The sequence below is a fragment of the Citrobacter sp. LUTT5 genome, from assembly GCF_009905315.1.
GTDB lineage: Bacteria > Pseudomonadota > Gammaproteobacteria > Enterobacterales > Enterobacteriaceae > Citrobacter > Citrobacter freundii.
The window spans coordinates 406,257-421,335 of record NZ_CP047606.1 but is presented as its reverse complement, the minus strand read 5'-3'; the positions used below and the strand labels follow the sequence as shown (position 1 = coordinate 421,335).

Genomic DNA, 15,079 nt, shown 5'->3' with positions numbered 1-15,079 from the left:
AGCCCGGTGTTTCCGGGCATTTTTATTTTTGCGCTTATGAAAAAACATCTTAATTTACGCAGTATGGCGGCCCAGGCCGTCGAACAGGTTGTCGAAAAAGGACAGTCATTAAGCAACGTGCTGCCCGCCATGCAGCAAAAAGTTGCTGATAAAGACAAAGCGCTGTTGCAGGAACTTTGCTTCGGCGTATTGCGTACACTCTCTCAACTGGAATGGATGATCCAGCAACTCATGGAACGTCCAATGACGGGCAAACAACGCACCGTTCACTACCTGATCATGGTGGGCTTCTACCAACTTCTGCATACTCGTATTCCAGCACACGCCGCGCTGGCTGAGACAGTAGAAGGTGCGGTTGCCATTAAGCGTCCGCAACTGAAAGGGCTGATCAACGGCGTGTTGCGCCAGTTTCAACGCCGTCAGGATGAACTGCTGGCCGAGTTTGCGCAAAGCGATTTGCGCTTCTTACACCCCTCCTGGCTGGTGAAACGTATTAAGAGTGCGTATCCGCAGCAGTGGGAAGCTATTCTTGAAGCCAATAACCAGCGACCGCCGATGTGGCTACGCGTCAATCGTAATCACCATACTCGCGACGCCTGGATAGACCTGCTTACCGCAGCGGGATTAACCGGTTTCCCGCATCCAGACTACCCGGATGCAGTGCGTCTGGAAACACCGGCTCCAGTTCACGCCCTCCCTGGTTTTGACGAAGGTTGGGCCACCGTTCAGGATGCTTCTGCTCAGGGGTGCGTTAAATATCTACTGCCGAAAGATGGCGAGCAGATTCTCGACCTATGCTGCGCGCCGGGCGGTAAAACGACGCACATTCTGGAAGTTGCTCCGCAAGCTAACGTCATGGCCGTCGATGTGGATGAAAAACGCTTATCGCGCGTTTACGACAATCTGAAACGTCTGGGCATGAAGGCAACCGTAAAACAGGGTGATGGTCGATATCCACAACAATGGTGTGGCGAACAACAGTTTGACCGTATTTTGCTGGATGCTCCGTGTTCTGCCACCGGCGTTATTCGTCGCCATCCAGACATCAAATGGCTGCGTCGCGACCGGGATATTGCCGAACTTGCGCAGCTGCAGGCCGAGATCCTGAATGCAACCTGGTTACATCTTAAACCTGGCGGCACGCTGGTTTATGCAACGTGCTCTATCCTGCCAGAAGAAAACCAGCAGCAAATTACTGCCTTCCTGGCACGCACGCCGGATGCGGTATTAAGCGAAACCGGTACGCCGGAAAAACCCGGACGTCAGAATTTACCGGGTGCGGAAGATGGCGATGGCTTCTTTTACGCTAAGCTAATCAAAAAGTGATGGGATAACGGGTCGCGACTGATGAAAATTATCATTCTGGGCGCAGGGCAAGTTGGCGGTACGCTGGCTGAAAACCTGGTCGGAGAGAACAACGATATCACGGTAGTCGATACCAATGGTGAACGTCTGCGCAGCCTGCAGGACAAGTTTGATCTCCGCGTCGTGCAAGGGCACGGTTCACATCCTCGCGTACTGCGTGAAGCTGGGGCCGACGATGCCGATATGCTGGTTGCCGTAACCAGCTCAGATGAAACAAATATGGTTGCCTGCCAGGTAGCTTATTCACTATTTAATACGCCTAATCGCATCGCCCGTATTCGTTCACCGGATTATGTTCGTGATGCGGACAAGCTATTCCAATCCGATGCGGTACCTATCGATCACCTGATTGCGCCGGAGCAACTGGTTATCGATAGCATTTATCGACTGATTGAATATCCGGGTGCATTGCAGGTGGTGAATTTTGCCGAAGGTAAAGTCAGTCTGGCAGTAGTAAAAGCCTATTACGGCGGGCCGCTTATCGGTAATGCGCTGTCAACAATGCGTGAACATATGCCGCACATCGATACCCGTGTTGCGGCGATTTTCCGTCATGATCGACCAATCCGTCCACAAGGTTCTACGATCGTTGAAGCGGGTGATGAAGTCTTCTTTATTGCGGCATCACAGCATATTCGCGCCGTAATGAGTGAACTGCAACGTCTGGAAAAACCGTACAAACGCATTATGTTAGTAGGCGGCGGTAATATCGGAGCGGGTCTTGCTCGTCGTCTGGAAAAAGATTACAGCGTCAAACTGATCGAACGTAATCAACAGCGAGCATCCGAACTTGCAGAGAAACTGCAAAATACGATCGTCTTTTTTGGTGATGCTTCGGATCAAGAGTTACTGGCCGAAGAACATATCGATCAGGTAGATCTGTTCATCGCAGTGACCAACGATGATGAAGCGAATATCATGTCGGCGATGCTTGCCAAACGGATGGGTGCCAAGAAAGTGATGGTGTTAATCCAACGCAGAGCATACGTCGATCTGGTGCAAGGTAGCGTGATCGATATTGCTATTTCACCGCAGCAGGCGACCATCTCCGCGTTGCTCAGTCACGTACGTAAAGCTGACATTGTCGGCGTTTCTTCACTACGCCGTGGCGTCGCGGAAGCCATTGAAGCCGTCGCACACGGGGATGAAACAACATCTCGGGTTGTGGGGCGTTCAATTGATGAAATTAAACTTCCCCCTGGAACCATTATTGGCGCCGTTGTGCGTGGTAATGATGTGATGATTGCCAACGATAACCTGCGCATTGAGCAGGGCGATCACGTAATTATGTTCCTGACAGATAAAAAGTTTATTACCGACGTCGAGAGACTATTCCAGCCAAGTCCTTTCTTCCTGTAATAATTTGGGCGCTAATACAGCGCCCTTTTTATTTCCCTTTATATTTCATGGTCTAATAAATTTTCCTTTCGGCAATACATAAATGGAAATTGCCTAAACATTTGTTAAACTTATAAACGTCAGCTGCATAGGGAGAATAAAATGAGCATTATTAAAGAGTTTCGCGAATTCGCGATGCGCGGGAATGTTGTCGATTTGGCAGTGGGTGTCATTATTGGTGCGGCATTCGGTAAGATTGTTTCATCACTGGTTGCCGATATCATCATGCCGCCACTGGGGTTGTTAATTGGTGGGATTGATTTTAAACAGTTTGCTTTAACGCTACGTGATGCACAGGGAGACATCCCTGCCGTGGTCATGCATTACGGTGTATTTATTCAGAATGTCTTCGATTTCATTATTGTTGCGTTTGCTATCTTTATGGCAATCAAACTGATCAACAAACTGAACCGTAAAAAAGCGGAGGAGCCAGCAGCACCGCCAGCTCCATCGAAAGAAGAAGTATTACTGAGTGAAATTCGTGACCTGCTGAAAGAACAGAATAACCGCTCTTAAACACTCACTGAAACAAGAAGGCCAGTGGTAAAAAAGTTAATTACTTTCTTGCCACTGGCCTCCCAGTTACCCCGATTGCCATGTTTGCCTTTACGTAGATAACTTCCTTTCCCTTTCTTATTTTTCTCAACGCGCTGTCTGAACAGTGGGTCATGCAGAAGCGCCTCAATGGCGTTGTCCTTTATCTGCCCTTTGGTGTGCTGATAACGACTCATAATATCTCCAGTTTGTAGTAATTTACGCCGCGAGTGTAGACCCGGCAGTTCAAGAAATCAACAGCCTGATGTTGTTCCACTGGCGCCTTGCTCAAGAGCTTCAAGAATAGAGCAGTACACGCTGCTGTGTGCCTTGCCGCAGCATGCATCATTCAATCGCTGCAGAGACCGCTGCATCGTCTGAAGTTCGGCAATACGTGCTTCGACTTCTTGCAGTCTTTCCTGGACGATCCCTTTTGATTCCTGACAGGTATGGTGTTCGGGATCAACACGGATCGAAAGCAATTCGCGGATCGACTCCAGAGTGAAACCAAGCTGGCGGGCATAACGAATAAACTTCAGGCGCTGAAGATCGCTTTCTGTATAGAGCCGAAATCCGCCTTCAGTACGCACTTCATGCTCCATCATCTGCTGCTTTTCATAGTAGCGGATAGTATCTGGCGTCACGTCAGCCAGTTTCGCTATTTCACCAATTCGGTACATGCTCTCTCCGCTATTCATCGTTGATCTTTTTTAGCAGCTTATCTGCGTAGTCACCGCGCAAAAACTCGGTGCTGAGTCCAGCCTGCCGAAGTTTAAGTTCCAGCAGCGACAGTCTTCGGCTCACCTCCGGATAACTTGGATCATCTTTGCGGATCCCCGCGAGTATTTCAAGCAGCTGTATTGCTTCTCTGCGTTGCTCGAGCTCAGGAGGAAGGCAACCTGCATTTTTTAATAAACGGTATCCAGCTCGGAGTTCAGTCGGGACATGGGAGTCATCGTCAAGAGTCAGCGGTTCACCCGTTCCCGGTAAATCATCAAACTCACCTTTAGATTGCGCATCAATAATATGGCGCTCTGCCCACTGGTCCAGTAACCACATACAACACTCCAGGGGATGAACAAAAAGAGTACAGATATTGTAGATAAGTGGGGATATGACGGATATAAAAAAACCCGCCGAAGCGGGTTTTTTTACGTTACTACAGATTACTCTGCAGCAGCTTCTGTTTTCTCTGAACGATCAACCAGCTCGATGTATGCCATCGGCGCATTGTCGCCTGCACGGAAACCACACTTCAGAATGCGAGTGTAACCACCGGCGCGGCTCGCGAAACGCGGGCCCAGTTCGTTAAACAGTTTTGCCACGATCTCGTTATCACGAGTACGGGCGAATGCCAGACGACGATTAGCTACGCTATCAGTCTTGGCAAGAGTAATCAGCGGCTCAACTACGCGACGCAGCTCTTTCGCTTTCGGCAGAGTCGTCTTGATGATTTCATGACGAACCAGTGAACCTGCCATATTGCGGAACATAGCCTGGCGATGGCTGCTGTTGCGGTTCAGTTGACGACCACTCTTACGATGGCGCATGACCTTATCCTTCTCAGTAAAACCTTAACCTGTGATCCGGTTACTCGTCAGCGATGCTTGCCGGTGGCCAGTTTTCCAGGCGCATGCCCAGAGACAGTCCACGGGAAGCCAGCACGTCTTTAATCTCGGTAAGAGATTTTTTACCAAGGTTAGGCGTCTTAAGAAGCTCAACCTCAGTACGCTGTACCAGATCACCGATATAGTGGATAGCTTCTGCTTTGAGGCAGTTAGCAGAGCGGACAGTCAATTCCAGATCGTCAACAGGGCGCAGCAGGATCGGATCGAATTCTGGTTTCTCTTCTTTAACTTCCGGCTGACGTACATCACGTAAATCAACGAAAGCTTCCAGTTGTTCAGCCAGAATGGTAGCCGCACGACGAATCGCCTCTTCAGGATCGATTGTGCCGTTGGTTTCCATTTCGATGACCAGCTTGTCCAGGTCGGTACGCTGTTCTACACGCGCTGCTTCAACATTGTAGGCAATACGCTCTACAGGGCTGTAGCATGCGTCGACCAGCAGACGGCCGATTGGGCGCTCATCTTCTTCCGAATGAATTCGGGTAGAAGCCGGCACATAACCACGACCGCGCTGAACTTTGATACGCATGCTAATAGATGCATTCTCATCGGTCAGGTGGCAGATCACGTGCTGTGGCTTGACGATTTCGACATCACCATCATGGGTAATGTCGGCTGCAGTCACAGGGCCAATGCCAGATTTATTCAAGGTAAGAATAACATCATCTTTACCCTGAACTCTCACCGCCAGCCCTTTCAGGTTGAGCAGGATTTCCAGGATATCTTCCTGAACGCCTTCTTTGGTGCTGTACTCATGTAGTACACCATCAATCTCAACCTCGGTCACCGCGCAACCCGGCATCGATGAGAGCAGAATACGGCGCAGTGCGTTACCCAAAGTATGGCCAAAGCCACGCTCTAAAGGCTCAAGGGTCACCTTGGCGTGCGTCGAACTCACTTGCTCGATATCTACCAGGCGCGGTTTTAGAAACTCTGTCACAGAACCCTGCATTGTGTCCTCTCTTTGGTACTAAGCTTTACTTGGAGTAAAGCTCGACGATCAGGTGTTCGTTAATGTCCGCAGACAGATCAGAACGCTCCGGCTTACGCTTGAACGTACCTTCCATCTTGCCAGCATCAACTTCCAGCCAGGTTGGCTTTTCACGCTGCTCAGCCAGCTCCAGAGCGGCTTTCACGCGAGACTGCTTCTTCGCTTTCTCACGAATGCTAACAACGTCATTCGGACTAACCTGATAAGAAGCGATGTTAACAACACGACCGTTTACCATAATTGCTTTATGGCTGACCAGCTGACGTGCTTCTGCACGAGTGGCACCGAAGCCCATACGGTATACAACGTTGTCCAGACGACCTTCCAGCAGACCCAACAGGTTTTCACCGGTGTTGCCTTTCAGACGTGCTGCTTCTTTGTAGTAGTTACGGAACTGACGCTCCAGCACACCGTAGATACGGCGAACTTTTTGCTTTTCACGCAACTGCACACCATAGTCAGACAGACGCGGTTTACGCGCACCGTGCTGGCCAGGAGCTTGTTCAATTTTACACTTGGTATCGATCGCGCGAACGCCAGACTTAAGGAATAAGTCAGTGCCCTCACGACGGCTCAGCTTGAGCTTAGGACCCAAATATCTTGCCATTTTCTTTCTCCAACAATCCTAGAAACGACAGCGTTATACGCGACGTTTTTTCGGCGGACGACAACCGTTATGAGGGATCGGAGTCACATCAGTAATATTAGTGATGCGGAAACCAGCGGCGTTCAGAGCACGAACAGTAGATTCGCGACCTGGACCCGGTCCTTTGACCATAACTTCCAGATTCTTGATACCGTATTCTTTTACGGCTTCAGCGCAACGCTCTGCTGCAACCTGAGCTGCAAACGGAGTGGATTTGCGAGAACCACGGAAACCGGAACCACCGGCTGTTGCCCAACCCAGTGCGTTACCCTGACGATCAGTAATGGTAACGATGGTGTTGTTAAAAGAAGCATGGATATGAGCCACGCCGTCAGAGACTTGTTTTCTTACACGTTTACGTGCACGAATTGGTGCCTTTGCCATTATTCAATCACCCCGATTATTTCTTGATCGGTTTGCGCGGACCCTTACGGGTACGTGCGTTGGTCTTGGTACGCTGACCGCGAACCGGGAGACCACGACGATGACGCAAACCGCGATAGCAACCAAGGTCCATAAGGCGCTTGATGCTCATGCTAACTTCACGGCGCAGATCACCTTCAACGACAAATTTGGCAACTTCGTCACGCAGCGTGTCGATTTGTTCTTCAGACAGCTCACTGATCTTAACATCTTCAGCGATACCCGCGGCAGCCAGAATGGCTTTAGAACGGGTCTTGCCGACGCCGTAGATCGAAGTTAATGCGATCACAGCATGTTTCTGATCAGGAATGTTAATGCCTGCTATACGGGCCACTATGCACTCCTACTATTTAATATGTACGCACCATGCTGAAAAGCCCGTTTTCAGGATACTCAAATGGAAACGCACAGACATACAAAAGATTGGCTGGCTAATCTAGCCAGCTCAACCCAACTTTGCAAGAAAAATATGCGAATAAATCAGCCTTGGCGCTGTTTATGCTTCGGCTCGGCACTGCAAATCACACGGATGACACCATCACGCTTAACGATTTTGCAGTTACGGCATAATTTCTTGACGGAAGCACGAACTTTCATTTTTACTCTCCGTAACTTCTCGGGCGACTGTTAACGGCCGTAGCCTTTCAGATTCGCCTTCTTCAATGCAGACTCGTACTGACTTGACATCATCAGAGTTTGCACTTGAGCCATAAAGTCCATAATCACGACAACAACGATAAGCAGTGAGGTCCCACCGAAGTAGAACGGTACTTTCATTGCATCACGCATGAACTCCGGGATCAGGCAGATAAAGGTAATGTAGAGCGCACCAACCAAAGTCAGGCGGGTCATTACTTTATCGATATACTTCGCCGTTTGCTCTCCCGGACGAATTCCTGGTACAAATGCACCGGACTTCTTCAGGTTATCTGCTGTTTCACGCGGGTTGAAAACCAACGCCGTGTAGAAGAAACAGAAGAATATGATTGCAGACGCATAGAGTAACACATAAAGCGGTTGCCCAGGCTGCAAATACAGCGAAATTGTTGTCAGCCAGTTCCAACCAGTCCCGCCCCCGAACCATGACGCGATGGTCGCCGGGAACAGAATAATACTGGAAGCGAAGATTGCCGGGATTACCCCCGCCATATTCACTTTCAGCGGTAAATGTGTGCTCTGTGCAGCATAGACACGACGACCTTGCTGACGTTTCGCGTAGTTTACCACAATGCGGCGTTGACCACGCTCAACAAATACAACAAAGAACGTCACTGCGAATACTAATACTGCAACCAACAGCAACACGAGGAAGTGCAGGTCGCCTTGACGCGCTTGCTCGATAGTATGGGCAATGGCTGGCGGGAGTCCCGCTACAATACCGGCGAAGATAATGATTGAGATACCGTTGCCGATACCACGTTCAGTAATCTGTTCACCCAACCACATCAGGAACATCGTCCCTGTAACCAGACTTACAACAGCGGTGAAATAGAATGCAAAGCCTGGGTTCATCACCAGGCCCTGCATACCAGGCATATTCGGCAGACCGGTAGCAATACCGATCGACTGGAATATTGCCAGCACCAGAGTACCGTAGCGGGTGTACTGGCTGATCTTACGACGACCAGACTCCCCTTCTTTCTTAATTTCTGCCAGCGTTGGATGAACCACCGTCAGCAGCTGGATAATGATCGACGCCGAAATATACGGCATGATCCCCAGAGCAAAGATAGAAGCACGGCTGAGAGCACCACCAGAGAACATGTTAAACATTTCAATGATGGTGCCTCGCTGTTGCTCAAGCAGTTTGGCAAGTACAGCGGCATCAATACCAGGGATCGGAATGAAAGAGCCAATACGGAACACAATCAGCGCGCCGATTACAAACAGCAGTCTGCGTTTCAGCTCGCCTAAGCCACCTTTGGCACTTTGAAAATCTAATCCCGGTTGTTTAGCCATCTGCTACTTATTCCTCGATTTTACCGCCAGCAGCTTCGATAGCAGCACGAGCGCCTTTAGTAACACGCAGGCCACGAACAGTTACCGGAGTAGTGACTTCACCAGCCAGGATCACTTTCGCGAACTCGATCTGGATACCGATAATGTTAGCTGCTTTCAGCGTGTTCAGGTCTACAACACCGCCTTCAACTTTAGCCAGGTCAGACAGACGAACTTCGGCTGTAATCGCTGCTTTACGTGAAGTGAAGCCGAATTTCGGCAGACGACGGTACAGAGGCATCTGACCACCCTCGAAACCGCGACGTACGCCACCGCCAGAACGAGACTTCTGACCTTTGTGACCACGACCACCGGTTTTACCGAGGCCAGAACCGATACCACGACCCAGGCGGCGAGCCGCTTTTTTAGAGCCTTCGGCCGGAGACAGAGTATTTAAACGCATCTCTTACTCCTCAACTTTAACCATGAAGGAAACCGCGTTGACCATACCACGAACAGCAGGAGTATCCTCGCGCTCTACGGTGTGACCAATACGACGCAGACCCAGGCCAAGCAGCGTTGCCTTGTGTTTCGGCAGACGACCGATTGCACTGCGGGTTTGAGTAATTTTAATAGTCTTTGCCATGGTTTATTTCCCCAGAATTTCTTCAACGGATTTACCACGCTTGGCAGCGACCATTTCCGGAGATTTCATATTTTCCAGGCCATCGATAGTTGCACGAACCACGTTAATCGGGTTAGTAGAACCATACGCTTTAGCCAGAACGTTACGAACTCCAGCGACTTCCAGAACGGCGCGCATTGCACCACCGGCGATGATACCGGTACCTTCGGAAGCCGGCTGCATGAATACACGAGAACCCGTGTGAGTACCCTTAACCGGGTGCTGCAGGGTGCCGTGGTTCAGCGCGACGTTAATCATATTGCGACGGGCTTTTTCCATCGCTTTCTGGATCGCTGCTGGAACTTCACGCGCTTTACCGTAACCAAAACCAACGCGACCGTTACCATCACCAACTACAGTCAGAGCTGTGAAGGAGAAAATACGACCACCTTTAACGGTTTTAGATACGCGGTTAACCGCGATCAGCTTTTCCTGCAGTTCGCCAGCTTGTTTTTCGATGTGAGCCATCTTACACCTCTACCTTAGAACTGAAGGCCAGCTTCACGGGCAGCATCTGCCAGTGCCTGGACACGACCATGATATTGGAACCCGGAACGGTCAAAAGAAACATCTTTGATGCCTTTTTCCAGAGCGCGTTCAGCAACAGCTTTACCTACAGCTGCAGCAGCGTCTTTGTTACCGGTGTACTTCAATTGTTCAGCGATAGCTTTTTCTACAGTAGAAGCAGCTACCAGAACTTCAGAACCGTTCGGTGCAATTACCTGTGCGTAAATATGACGCGGGGTACGATGTACCACCAGGCGAGTTGCACCCAGCTCCTGGAGCTTGCGGCGTGCGCGGGTCGCACGACGGATACGAGCAGATTTCTTATCCATAGTGTTACCTTACTTCTTCTTAGCCTCTTTGGTACGCACGACTTCGTCGGCGTAACGAACACCCTTGCCTTTATAAGGCTCAGGACGACGGTAGGCGCGCAGATCTGCTGCAACCTGACCGATCAGCTGTTTATCAGCGCCTTTCAGCACGATTTCAGTCTGAGACGGACATTCTGCAGTGATTCCCGCAGGCAGCTGATGGTCAACTGGGTGAGAGAAACCTAAAGCCAGGTTTACTACATTCCCTTTAACCGCTGCACGATAACCTACACCAACCAGCTGAAGCTTCTTAGTGAAGCCTTCGGTAACACCGACAACCATTGCATTCAGCAGGGCACGCGCGGTACCAGCCTGAGCCCATCCATCTGCGTAACCATCACGCGGACCGAAGGTCAGTGCATTATCTGCATGATTTACTGCAACAGCATCGTTGAGAGTACGAGTCAGCTCGCCGTTTTTACCTTTGATCGTAATAACCTGACCGTTGATTTTTACATCAACGCCGGCAGGAATAACGACCGGTGCTTTAGCAACACGAGACATTTTTTCCTCCGATTAGGCTACGTAGCAGATAATTTCGCCACCAAGACCAGCCTGGCGCGCTGCACGATCAGTCATAACACCTTTAGAGGTAGAAACAACTGCGATACCCATGCCAGCCATAACTTTCGGCAGCTCGTCTTTACGCTTATAAATGCGCAGACCTGGGCGACTGACACGCTGAATGCTTTCTACAACAGCTTTACCCTGGAAATACTTGAGAGTAAGTTCCAGTTCCGGCTTGGTGTCGCCTTCAACTTTAAAATCTTCAATAAAACCTTCTTCCTTCAGCACGTTGGCAATTGCCACTTTCAGCTTGGAGGAAGGCATGGTGACCGCAGCTTTATTCGCGGCCTGACCGTTACGGATACGGGTCAGCATATCCGCGATCGGATCTTGCATGCTCATCTGTCTTTACTCCCGTGATTCAATTGGTAATTACCAGCTAGCCTTTTTCAAGCCTGGTACTTCACCGCGCATGGCGGCTTCACGCAGTTTGATACGGCTCAACCCGAACTTGCCCACATAGCCATGCGGACGACCTGTTTGACGGCAGCGGTTACGCTGACGGGACGGGCTGGAATCACGCGGCAGAGACTGCAGCTTGAGAACTGCGTTCCAACGATCTTCGTCGGTCGCGTTCACATCAGAGATAATAGCTTTCAGTTCAGCGCGTTTTGCGAAGTACTTATCAGCTAAAGCTACGCGCTTTACTTCGCGTGCTTTCATTGATTGCTTAGCCATTCAGTAACCCTACCTTACTTGCGGAACGGGAAGTCAAAGGCAGCCAGCAGAGCACGGCCTTCTTCATCAGATTTCGCAGTAGTGGTAATGGTAATATCCAAACCACGCACGCGGTCGACTTTATCGTAGTCGATTTCTGGGAAGATGATCTGCTCACGGACACCCATGCTGTAGTTACCACGACCGTCGAAAGACTTAGCGGACAAGCCACGGAAGTCACGGATACGTGGAACAGCAATAGTGATCAGGCGCTCAAAGAACTCCCACATGCGTTCGCCACGCAGAGTTACTTTACAGCCGATCGGATAGCCCTGACGGATTTTGAAGCCTGCAACTGATTTGCGTGCTTTGGTGATCAGCGGTTTTTGACCGGAGATTGCTGTCAGGTCAGCTGCTGCGTTATCCAGCAGTTTCTTGTCAGCGATCGCTTCACCAACACCCATGTTCAGGGTGATCTTCTCGACCCGAGGGACTTGCATGACAGAATTGTAGTTAAACTCAGTCATGAGTTTAGCGACTACTTCGTCTTTGTAGTAATCATGCAGTTTCGCCATCGTACTACTCCAAATTACTTGATAGTTTCGCTGTTAGATTTGAAGAAACGGACTTTTTTGCCGTCTTCGAATCTAAAGCCTACACGGTCAGCCTTGCCGGTTGCCGCGTTGAAGATAGCAAGGTTAGAGATCTGAATAGCTGCTTCTTTCTCTACGATGCCGCCTGGTTGGTTCAGGGCCGGAACCGGCTTCTGATGTTTTTTAACCAAGTTGATACCTTCAACAATGACCTTGCCGGAAGACAGGACATTCTTAACTTTACCGCGTTTACCTTTATCTTTACCGGTTAACACGATAACTTCGTCATCACGACGGATCTTCGCTGCCATGATTCGCTCCTTAGAGTACTTCTGGTGCCAGAGAGATAATTTTCATGAACTTCTCGTTACGAAGTTCACGAGTTACCGGCCCAAAAATACGCGTACCGATAGGTTGCTCGCTGTTATTGTTTAAAATAACGCATGCATTACCATCGAAGCGAATGACAGAACCGTCCGGGCGACGAACACCCTTCTTGGTGCGCACCACTACCGCCTTCAGCACATCACCTTTTTTGACCTTACCACGCGGAATTGCTTCCTTGATGGTGATCTTGATGATATCGCCGACGCCTGCGTAGCGACGGTGCGAGCCACCCAGAACCTTGATACACATTACGCGACGTGCACCGGAGTTGTCGGCGACGTTCAGCATAGTCTGTTCTTGGATCATTTTAGTGCTCCGCTAATGTCAACTACTACTGAGACCCGAAAATCAGGTCGTTAAAAAAGCCCCATATCGGGGGCGCGGCATTATAACACCGCTTCAACGATATGGGTAGAAAAAATAAACGGCTCATCGCTGAGCCGTTTATTCGTTGAGAATGCCTACTGTATTACAGAACGGCTTTCTCTACAACGCGAACCAGCGTCCAGGACTTAGTCTTGGACAGCGGACGGCATTCGCGGATTTCAACCACGTCACCAGTACCGCATTCGTTGTTCTCGTCATGTACGTGCAGTTTGGTCGTACGCTTAATGAATTTACCGTAGATCGGGTGTTTCACAAAACGTTCGATAGCAACAACGATGGATTTCTCCATTTTATCGCTAACAACGCGACCTTGCAGAGTACGGATTTTATCGGTCATTACGCACCCGCCTTCTCAGTCAGTAAAGTCTTAACGCGTGCGACGTCACGACGCACTTGCTTCAACAGGTGAGACTGTTGCAGCTGGCCACTTGCAGCCTGCATACGCAGGTTGAACTGCTCACGCAGCAGATTCAGCAGCTCGGTGTTCAGCTCTTCAACACTCTTCTCACGCAGCTCTTTTGCTTTCATTACATCACCGTCTTAGTTACAAAGGTGGTTTTAATCGGCAGTTTCGCTGCTGCCAGCTTGAATGCTTCACGGGCCAGCTCTTCCGGTACGCCGTCCATTTCATACAGGACTTTACCCGGCTGAATCAAGGCAACCCAATACTCCACGTTACCTTTACCTTTACCCATACGCACTGCCAGCGGCTTTTCAGTGATCGGTTTGTCCGGGAATACACGGATCCAGATCTTACCTTGACGCTTAACTGCACGGGTCATAGCACGACGTGCTGCTTCGATCTGACGGGCAGTCAGACGACCACGGCCAACAGCTTTCAGACCGAAGCTGCCGAAGCTAACATCCGCGCCAGCAGCCAGACCGCGGTTACGGCCTTTGTGCATTTTACGGAATTTTGTACGCTTTGGTTGTAACATCAGCGACGCTCCTTATTTACGGCCTTTACGCTGCTGCTTTTTAGGTTGCGCAGCCGGTTTTTCCGGTTGTTCAACAGCAGCCATACCACCCAGGATCTCGCCTTTGAAGATCCATACCTTAACGCCGATTACACCGTAAGTGGTGTGCGCTTCAGAGGTGTTGTAGTCGATGTCAGCACGCAGAGTGTGCAGCGGTACGCGACCTTCGCGGTACCATTCGGTACGTGCGATTTCCGCGCCGCCCAGACGGCCGCTAACTTCAACTTTGATACCTTTAGCGCCCAGACGCATTGCGTTCTGTACAGCACGCTTCATAGCACGACGGAACATAACGCGACGTTCCAGCTGAGAAGTGATGCTGTCAGCAACCAATTTTGCGTCCAGTTCAGGCTTACGCACTTCGGCGATATTGATCTGAGCAGGAACGCCAGCAATATCCGCTACGACTTTGCGCAGTTTTTCTACGTCTTCGCCTTTCTTACCGATAACGATACCCGGGCGAGCGGTGTGAATGGTCACACGGATGCTCTTAGCCGGACGCTCGATAACGATACGAGATACAGACGCTTTAGCCAGTTCCTTAGTCAGGTACTGACGTACTTTAAAATCGCTGTCCAGGTTGTCAGCGAATTCTTTGGTGTTCGCAAACCAGGTTGAGTTCCATGGTTTTACAATACCCAGGCGAATACCATTAGGATGTACTTTCTGACCCATTGCTAGTCTCCAGAGTCTCAGCGATCGGACACAACCACAGTAATGTGGCTGGTGCGCTTCAGGATGCGATCTGCACGACCTTTTGCACGCGGCATAATGCGCTTCATGCTCGGGCCTTCGTCTACGAAAATTTTCGTAACTTTCAGATCGTCAATGTCAGCGCCATCGTTGTGTTCAGCGTTAGCAATGGCAGATTCCAGGACTTTCTTAACCAGTACAGCCGCTTTCTTATTGGTGTAGGTCAGAATATCCAGAGCCTGCGACACTTTCTTACCGCGAATCAGGTCTGCAACAAGGCGAACCTTCTGAGCAGAAGAACGAGCATGGCGATGTTGAGCTAAAGTTTCCATCTC

At 50.1% G+C, this 15,079-nt stretch carries 28 protein-coding genes; 3 read left to right on the top strand and 25 right to left on the bottom strand.

The genetic code is table 11. The annotated features are described in order from the left end of the window. Nucleotides 1–36 precede the first annotated feature (36 nt). From rsmB to mscL, 3 genes are all read left to right on the top strand, one after another. Nucleotides 37–1,326, top strand: a complete 1,290-nt coding sequence (rsmB, locus tag GUC46_RS02065; protein WP_130715236.1) for a 16S rRNA (cytosine(967)-C(5))-methyltransferase RsmB — start codon at nucleotides 37–39, stop codon at nucleotides 1,324–1,326. A 21-nt stretch (nucleotides 1,327–1,347) separates the two neighbouring features. Next, complete coding sequence (trkA, locus tag GUC46_RS02060) at nucleotides 1,348–2,724, top strand: Trk system potassium transporter TrkA (RefSeq protein WP_003031153.1); 1,377 nt, start codon at nucleotides 1,348–1,350, stop codon at nucleotides 2,722–2,724. Nucleotides 2,725–2,865: 141 nt separating this feature from the next. Next, complete coding sequence (gene mscL / locus GUC46_RS02055) at nucleotides 2,866–3,279, top strand: large-conductance mechanosensitive channel protein MscL (protein WP_003031152.1); 414 nt, start codon at nucleotides 2,866–2,868, stop codon at nucleotides 3,277–3,279. Here mscL and arfA read toward each other — a convergent pair. From arfA to rplV, 25 genes are all read right to left on the bottom strand, one after another. Then, nucleotides 3,276–3,494 (bottom strand): alternative ribosome-rescue factor ArfA, encoded by a 219-nt coding sequence (arfA, locus tag GUC46_RS02050; protein ID WP_003031148.1) that lies wholly within the window; start codon nucleotides 3,492–3,494, stop codon nucleotides 3,276–3,278. The two genes, mscL and arfA, sit on opposite strands and share 4 nt — an antisense overlap. A 57-nt stretch (nucleotides 3,495–3,551) precedes the next feature. After that, nucleotides 3,552–3,977, bottom strand: coding sequence for a Zn(2+)-responsive transcriptional regulator (gene zntR, locus GUC46_RS02045; RefSeq protein WP_003031145.1), 426 nt, complete (start codon nucleotides 3,975–3,977; stop codon nucleotides 3,552–3,554). 10 nt (nucleotides 3,978–3,987) lie between these two features. Beyond that, nucleotides 3,988–4,356 carry a DUF1992 domain-containing protein gene (locus GUC46_RS02040; RefSeq protein WP_016151084.1) on the bottom strand — a complete coding sequence of 123 codons (369 nt, stop codon included), beginning with the start codon at nucleotides 4,354–4,356 and terminating at the stop codon, nucleotides 3,988–3,990. A gap of 107 nt (nucleotides 4,357–4,463) precedes the next feature. Continuing rightward, nucleotides 4,464–4,847 carry a 50S ribosomal protein L17 gene (gene rplQ, locus GUC46_RS02035; protein WP_001216370.1) on the bottom strand — a complete coding sequence of 128 codons (384 nt, stop codon included), beginning with the start codon at nucleotides 4,845–4,847 and terminating at the stop codon, nucleotides 4,464–4,466. 40 nt (nucleotides 4,848–4,887) lie between these two features. Further along, nucleotides 4,888–5,877 carry a DNA-directed RNA polymerase subunit alpha gene (gene rpoA, locus GUC46_RS02030; protein WP_003031139.1) on the bottom strand — a complete coding sequence of 330 codons (990 nt, stop codon included), beginning with the start codon at nucleotides 5,875–5,877 and terminating at the stop codon, nucleotides 4,888–4,890. Between the two features lie 25 nt (nucleotides 5,878–5,902). Further along, nucleotides 5,903–6,523, bottom strand: a complete 621-nt coding sequence (gene rpsD / locus GUC46_RS02025) for a 30S ribosomal protein S4 (protein ID WP_003031138.1) — start codon at nucleotides 6,521–6,523, stop codon at nucleotides 5,903–5,905. Nucleotides 6,524–6,556: 33 nt separating this feature from the next. Next, on the bottom strand, nucleotides 6,557–6,946 hold the full coding sequence (rpsK, locus tag GUC46_RS02020) for a 30S ribosomal protein S11 (protein ID WP_003031137.1): 390 nt from the start codon (nucleotides 6,944–6,946) through the stop codon (nucleotides 6,557–6,559). A gap of 16 nt (nucleotides 6,947–6,962) precedes the next feature. Further along, a complete protein-coding gene (rpsM, locus tag GUC46_RS02015) occupies nucleotides 6,963–7,319 on the bottom strand; it encodes a 30S ribosomal protein S13 (RefSeq protein ID WP_003031135.1) in 357 nt (118 codons plus the stop codon). A gap of 146 nt (nucleotides 7,320–7,465) precedes the next feature. Continuing rightward, on the bottom strand, nucleotides 7,466–7,582 hold the full coding sequence (rpmJ, locus tag GUC46_RS02010) for a 50S ribosomal protein L36 (RefSeq protein WP_000868187.1): 117 nt from the start codon (nucleotides 7,580–7,582) through the stop codon (nucleotides 7,466–7,468). A gap of 30 nt (nucleotides 7,583–7,612) precedes the next feature. Then, nucleotides 7,613–8,944 (bottom strand): preprotein translocase subunit SecY, encoded by a 1,332-nt coding sequence (gene secY, locus GUC46_RS02005; protein ID WP_001118864.1) that lies wholly within the window; start codon nucleotides 8,942–8,944, stop codon nucleotides 7,613–7,615. Between the two features lie 7 nt (nucleotides 8,945–8,951). Then, nucleotides 8,952–9,386 carry a 50S ribosomal protein L15 gene (rplO, locus tag GUC46_RS02000; protein WP_003031132.1) on the bottom strand — a complete coding sequence of 145 codons (435 nt, stop codon included), beginning with the start codon at nucleotides 9,384–9,386 and terminating at the stop codon, nucleotides 8,952–8,954. 3 nt (nucleotides 9,387–9,389) lie between these two features. Further along, nucleotides 9,390–9,569, bottom strand: coding sequence for a 50S ribosomal protein L30 (rpmD, locus tag GUC46_RS01995; protein ID WP_001140434.1), 180 nt, complete (start codon nucleotides 9,567–9,569; stop codon nucleotides 9,390–9,392). Nucleotides 9,570–9,572: 3 nt separating this feature from the next. Continuing rightward, nucleotides 9,573–10,076, bottom strand: coding sequence for a 30S ribosomal protein S5 (gene rpsE / locus GUC46_RS01990; RefSeq protein WP_003031131.1), 504 nt, complete (start codon nucleotides 10,074–10,076; stop codon nucleotides 9,573–9,575). Between the two features lie 14 nt (nucleotides 10,077–10,090). Then, complete coding sequence (rplR, locus tag GUC46_RS01985; RefSeq protein ID WP_000358960.1) at nucleotides 10,091–10,444, bottom strand: 50S ribosomal protein L18; 354 nt, start codon at nucleotides 10,442–10,444, stop codon at nucleotides 10,091–10,093. 9 nt (nucleotides 10,445–10,453) lie between these two features. Next, nucleotides 10,454–10,987 carry a 50S ribosomal protein L6 gene (gene rplF, locus GUC46_RS01980; RefSeq protein ID WP_003031129.1) on the bottom strand — a complete coding sequence of 178 codons (534 nt, stop codon included), beginning with the start codon at nucleotides 10,985–10,987 and terminating at the stop codon, nucleotides 10,454–10,456. A gap of 12 nt (nucleotides 10,988–10,999) precedes the next feature. Beyond that, nucleotides 11,000–11,392: a 30S ribosomal protein S8 gene (gene rpsH, locus GUC46_RS01975; RefSeq protein WP_003031127.1), complete on the bottom strand. Its 393-nt coding sequence runs from the start codon at nucleotides 11,390–11,392 to the stop codon at nucleotides 11,000–11,002. A 30-nt stretch (nucleotides 11,393–11,422) separates the two neighbouring features. Next, nucleotides 11,423–11,728, bottom strand: a complete 306-nt coding sequence (rpsN, locus tag GUC46_RS01970; RefSeq protein ID WP_003031125.1) for a 30S ribosomal protein S14 — start codon at nucleotides 11,726–11,728, stop codon at nucleotides 11,423–11,425. Nucleotides 11,729–11,742: 14 nt separating this feature from the next. After that, the gene (rplE, locus tag GUC46_RS01965; RefSeq protein ID WP_003031123.1) at nucleotides 11,743–12,282 is read right to left on the bottom strand and encodes a 50S ribosomal protein L5; all 540 of its coding nucleotides are present in this window, start codon (nucleotides 12,280–12,282) and stop codon (nucleotides 11,743–11,745) included. A gap of 14 nt (nucleotides 12,283–12,296) precedes the next feature. Beyond that, nucleotides 12,297–12,611 carry a 50S ribosomal protein L24 gene (rplX, locus tag GUC46_RS01960; RefSeq protein ID WP_003031122.1) on the bottom strand — a complete coding sequence of 105 codons (315 nt, stop codon included), beginning with the start codon at nucleotides 12,609–12,611 and terminating at the stop codon, nucleotides 12,297–12,299. A gap of 10 nt (nucleotides 12,612–12,621) precedes the next feature. Next, the gene (gene rplN / locus GUC46_RS01955; protein ID WP_000613954.1) at nucleotides 12,622–12,993 is read right to left on the bottom strand and encodes a 50S ribosomal protein L14; all 372 of its coding nucleotides are present in this window, start codon (nucleotides 12,991–12,993) and stop codon (nucleotides 12,622–12,624) included. 163 nt (nucleotides 12,994–13,156) lie between these two features. Continuing rightward, nucleotides 13,157–13,411 (bottom strand): 30S ribosomal protein S17, encoded by a 255-nt coding sequence (gene rpsQ, locus GUC46_RS01950; protein ID WP_003031120.1) that lies wholly within the window; start codon nucleotides 13,409–13,411, stop codon nucleotides 13,157–13,159. Then, the gene (gene rpmC / locus GUC46_RS01945) at nucleotides 13,411–13,602 is read right to left on the bottom strand and encodes a 50S ribosomal protein L29 (protein WP_000644742.1); all 192 of its coding nucleotides are present in this window, start codon (nucleotides 13,600–13,602) and stop codon (nucleotides 13,411–13,413) included. The genes rpsQ and rpmC overlap by 1 nt, the downstream gene beginning before the upstream one ends. Then, nucleotides 13,602–14,012, bottom strand: a complete 411-nt coding sequence (gene rplP / locus GUC46_RS01940; protein WP_000941208.1) for a 50S ribosomal protein L16 — start codon at nucleotides 14,010–14,012, stop codon at nucleotides 13,602–13,604. Before rplP ends, rpmC begins: the two co-directional genes overlap by 1 nt. A 12-nt stretch (nucleotides 14,013–14,024) precedes the next feature. Next, nucleotides 14,025–14,726 (bottom strand): 30S ribosomal protein S3, encoded by a 702-nt coding sequence (gene rpsC, locus GUC46_RS01935; protein ID WP_000529945.1) that lies wholly within the window; start codon nucleotides 14,724–14,726, stop codon nucleotides 14,025–14,027. Between the two features lie 17 nt (nucleotides 14,727–14,743). Continuing rightward, nucleotides 14,744–15,076 carry a 50S ribosomal protein L22 gene (rplV, locus tag GUC46_RS01930; RefSeq protein WP_000448832.1) on the bottom strand — a complete coding sequence of 111 codons (333 nt, stop codon included), beginning with the start codon at nucleotides 15,074–15,076 and terminating at the stop codon, nucleotides 14,744–14,746. Between the last annotated feature and the right edge of the window lie 3 nt (nucleotides 15,077–15,079).

Coding starts and splice junctions, on each gene's coding strand:
- rplR (WP_000358960.1), bottom strand. CDS start 10,444: ATGGATAAGAAATCTGCTCGTATCCGTCGTGCGACCCGCGCACGCCGC.
- rplF (WP_003031129.1), bottom strand. CDS start 10,987: ATGTCTCGTGTTGCTAAAGCACCGGTCGTTATTCCTGCCGGCGTTGAT.
- rpsE (WP_003031131.1), bottom strand. CDS start 10,076: ATGGCTCACATCGAAAAACAAGCTGGCGAACTGCAGGAAAAGCTGATC.
- rpoA (WP_003031139.1), bottom strand. CDS start 5,877: ATGCAGGGTTCTGTGACAGAGTTTCTAAAACCGCGCCTGGTAGATATC.
- rplN (WP_000613954.1), bottom strand. CDS start 12,993: ATGATCCAAGAACAGACTATGCTGAACGTCGCCGACAACTCCGGTGCA.
- trkA (WP_003031153.1), top strand. CDS start 1,348: ATGAAAATTATCATTCTGGGCGCAGGGCAAGTTGGCGGTACGCTGGCT.
- rplQ (WP_001216370.1), bottom strand. CDS start 4,847: ATGCGCCATCGTAAGAGTGGTCGTCAACTGAACCGCAACAGCAGCCAT.
- rpmD (WP_001140434.1), bottom strand. CDS start 9,569: ATGGCAAAGACTATTAAAATTACTCAAACCCGCAGTGCAATCGGTCGT.
- rplV (WP_000448832.1), bottom strand. CDS start 15,076: ATGGAAACTTTAGCTCAACATCGCCATGCTCGTTCTTCTGCTCAGAAG.
- rpmJ (WP_000868187.1), bottom strand. CDS start 7,582: ATGAAAGTTCGTGCTTCCGTCAAGAAATTATGCCGTAACTGCAAAATC.
- secY (WP_001118864.1), bottom strand. CDS start 8,944: ATGGCTAAACAACCGGGATTAGATTTTCAAAGTGCCAAAGGTGGCTTA.
- rpsC (WP_000529945.1), bottom strand. CDS start 14,726: ATGGGTCAGAAAGTACATCCTAATGGTATTCGCCTGGGTATTGTAAAA.
- rpsH (WP_003031127.1), bottom strand. CDS start 11,392: ATGAGCATGCAAGATCCGATCGCGGATATGCTGACCCGTATCCGTAAC.
- rpsD (WP_003031138.1), bottom strand. CDS start 6,523: ATGGCAAGATATTTGGGTCCTAAGCTCAAGCTGAGCCGTCGTGAGGGC.
- rplX (WP_003031122.1), bottom strand. CDS start 12,611: ATGGCAGCGAAGATCCGTCGTGATGACGAAGTTATCGTGTTAACCGGT.
- rpsQ (WP_003031120.1), bottom strand. CDS start 13,411: ATGACCGATAAAATCCGTACTCTGCAAGGTCGCGTTGTTAGCGATAAA.
- rpmC (WP_000644742.1), bottom strand. CDS start 13,602: ATGAAAGCAAAAGAGCTGCGTGAGAAGAGTGTTGAAGAGCTGAACACC.
- arfA (WP_003031148.1), bottom strand. CDS start 3,494: ATGAGTCGTTATCAGCACACCAAAGGGCAGATAAAGGACAACGCCATT.
- rpsN (WP_003031125.1), bottom strand. CDS start 11,728: ATGGCTAAGCAATCAATGAAAGCACGCGAAGTAAAGCGCGTAGCTTTA.
- rplE (WP_003031123.1), bottom strand. CDS start 12,282: ATGGCGAAACTGCATGATTACTACAAAGACGAAGTAGTCGCTAAACTC.
- GUC46_RS02040 (WP_016151084.1), bottom strand. CDS start 4,356: ATGTGGTTACTGGACCAGTGGGCAGAGCGCCATATTATTGATGCGCAA.
- rsmB (WP_130715236.1), top strand. CDS start 37: ATGAAAAAACATCTTAATTTACGCAGTATGGCGGCCCAGGCCGTCGAA.
- rplO (WP_003031132.1), bottom strand. CDS start 9,386: ATGCGTTTAAATACTCTGTCTCCGGCCGAAGGCTCTAAAAAAGCGGCT.
- rpsK (WP_003031137.1), bottom strand. CDS start 6,946: ATGGCAAAGGCACCAATTCGTGCACGTAAACGTGTAAGAAAACAAGTC.
- zntR (WP_003031145.1), bottom strand. CDS start 3,977: ATGTACCGAATTGGTGAAATAGCGAAACTGGCTGACGTGACGCCAGAT.
- mscL (WP_003031152.1), top strand. CDS start 2,866: ATGAGCATTATTAAAGAGTTTCGCGAATTCGCGATGCGCGGGAATGTT.
- rplP (WP_000941208.1), bottom strand. CDS start 14,012: ATGTTACAACCAAAGCGTACAAAATTCCGTAAAATGCACAAAGGCCGT.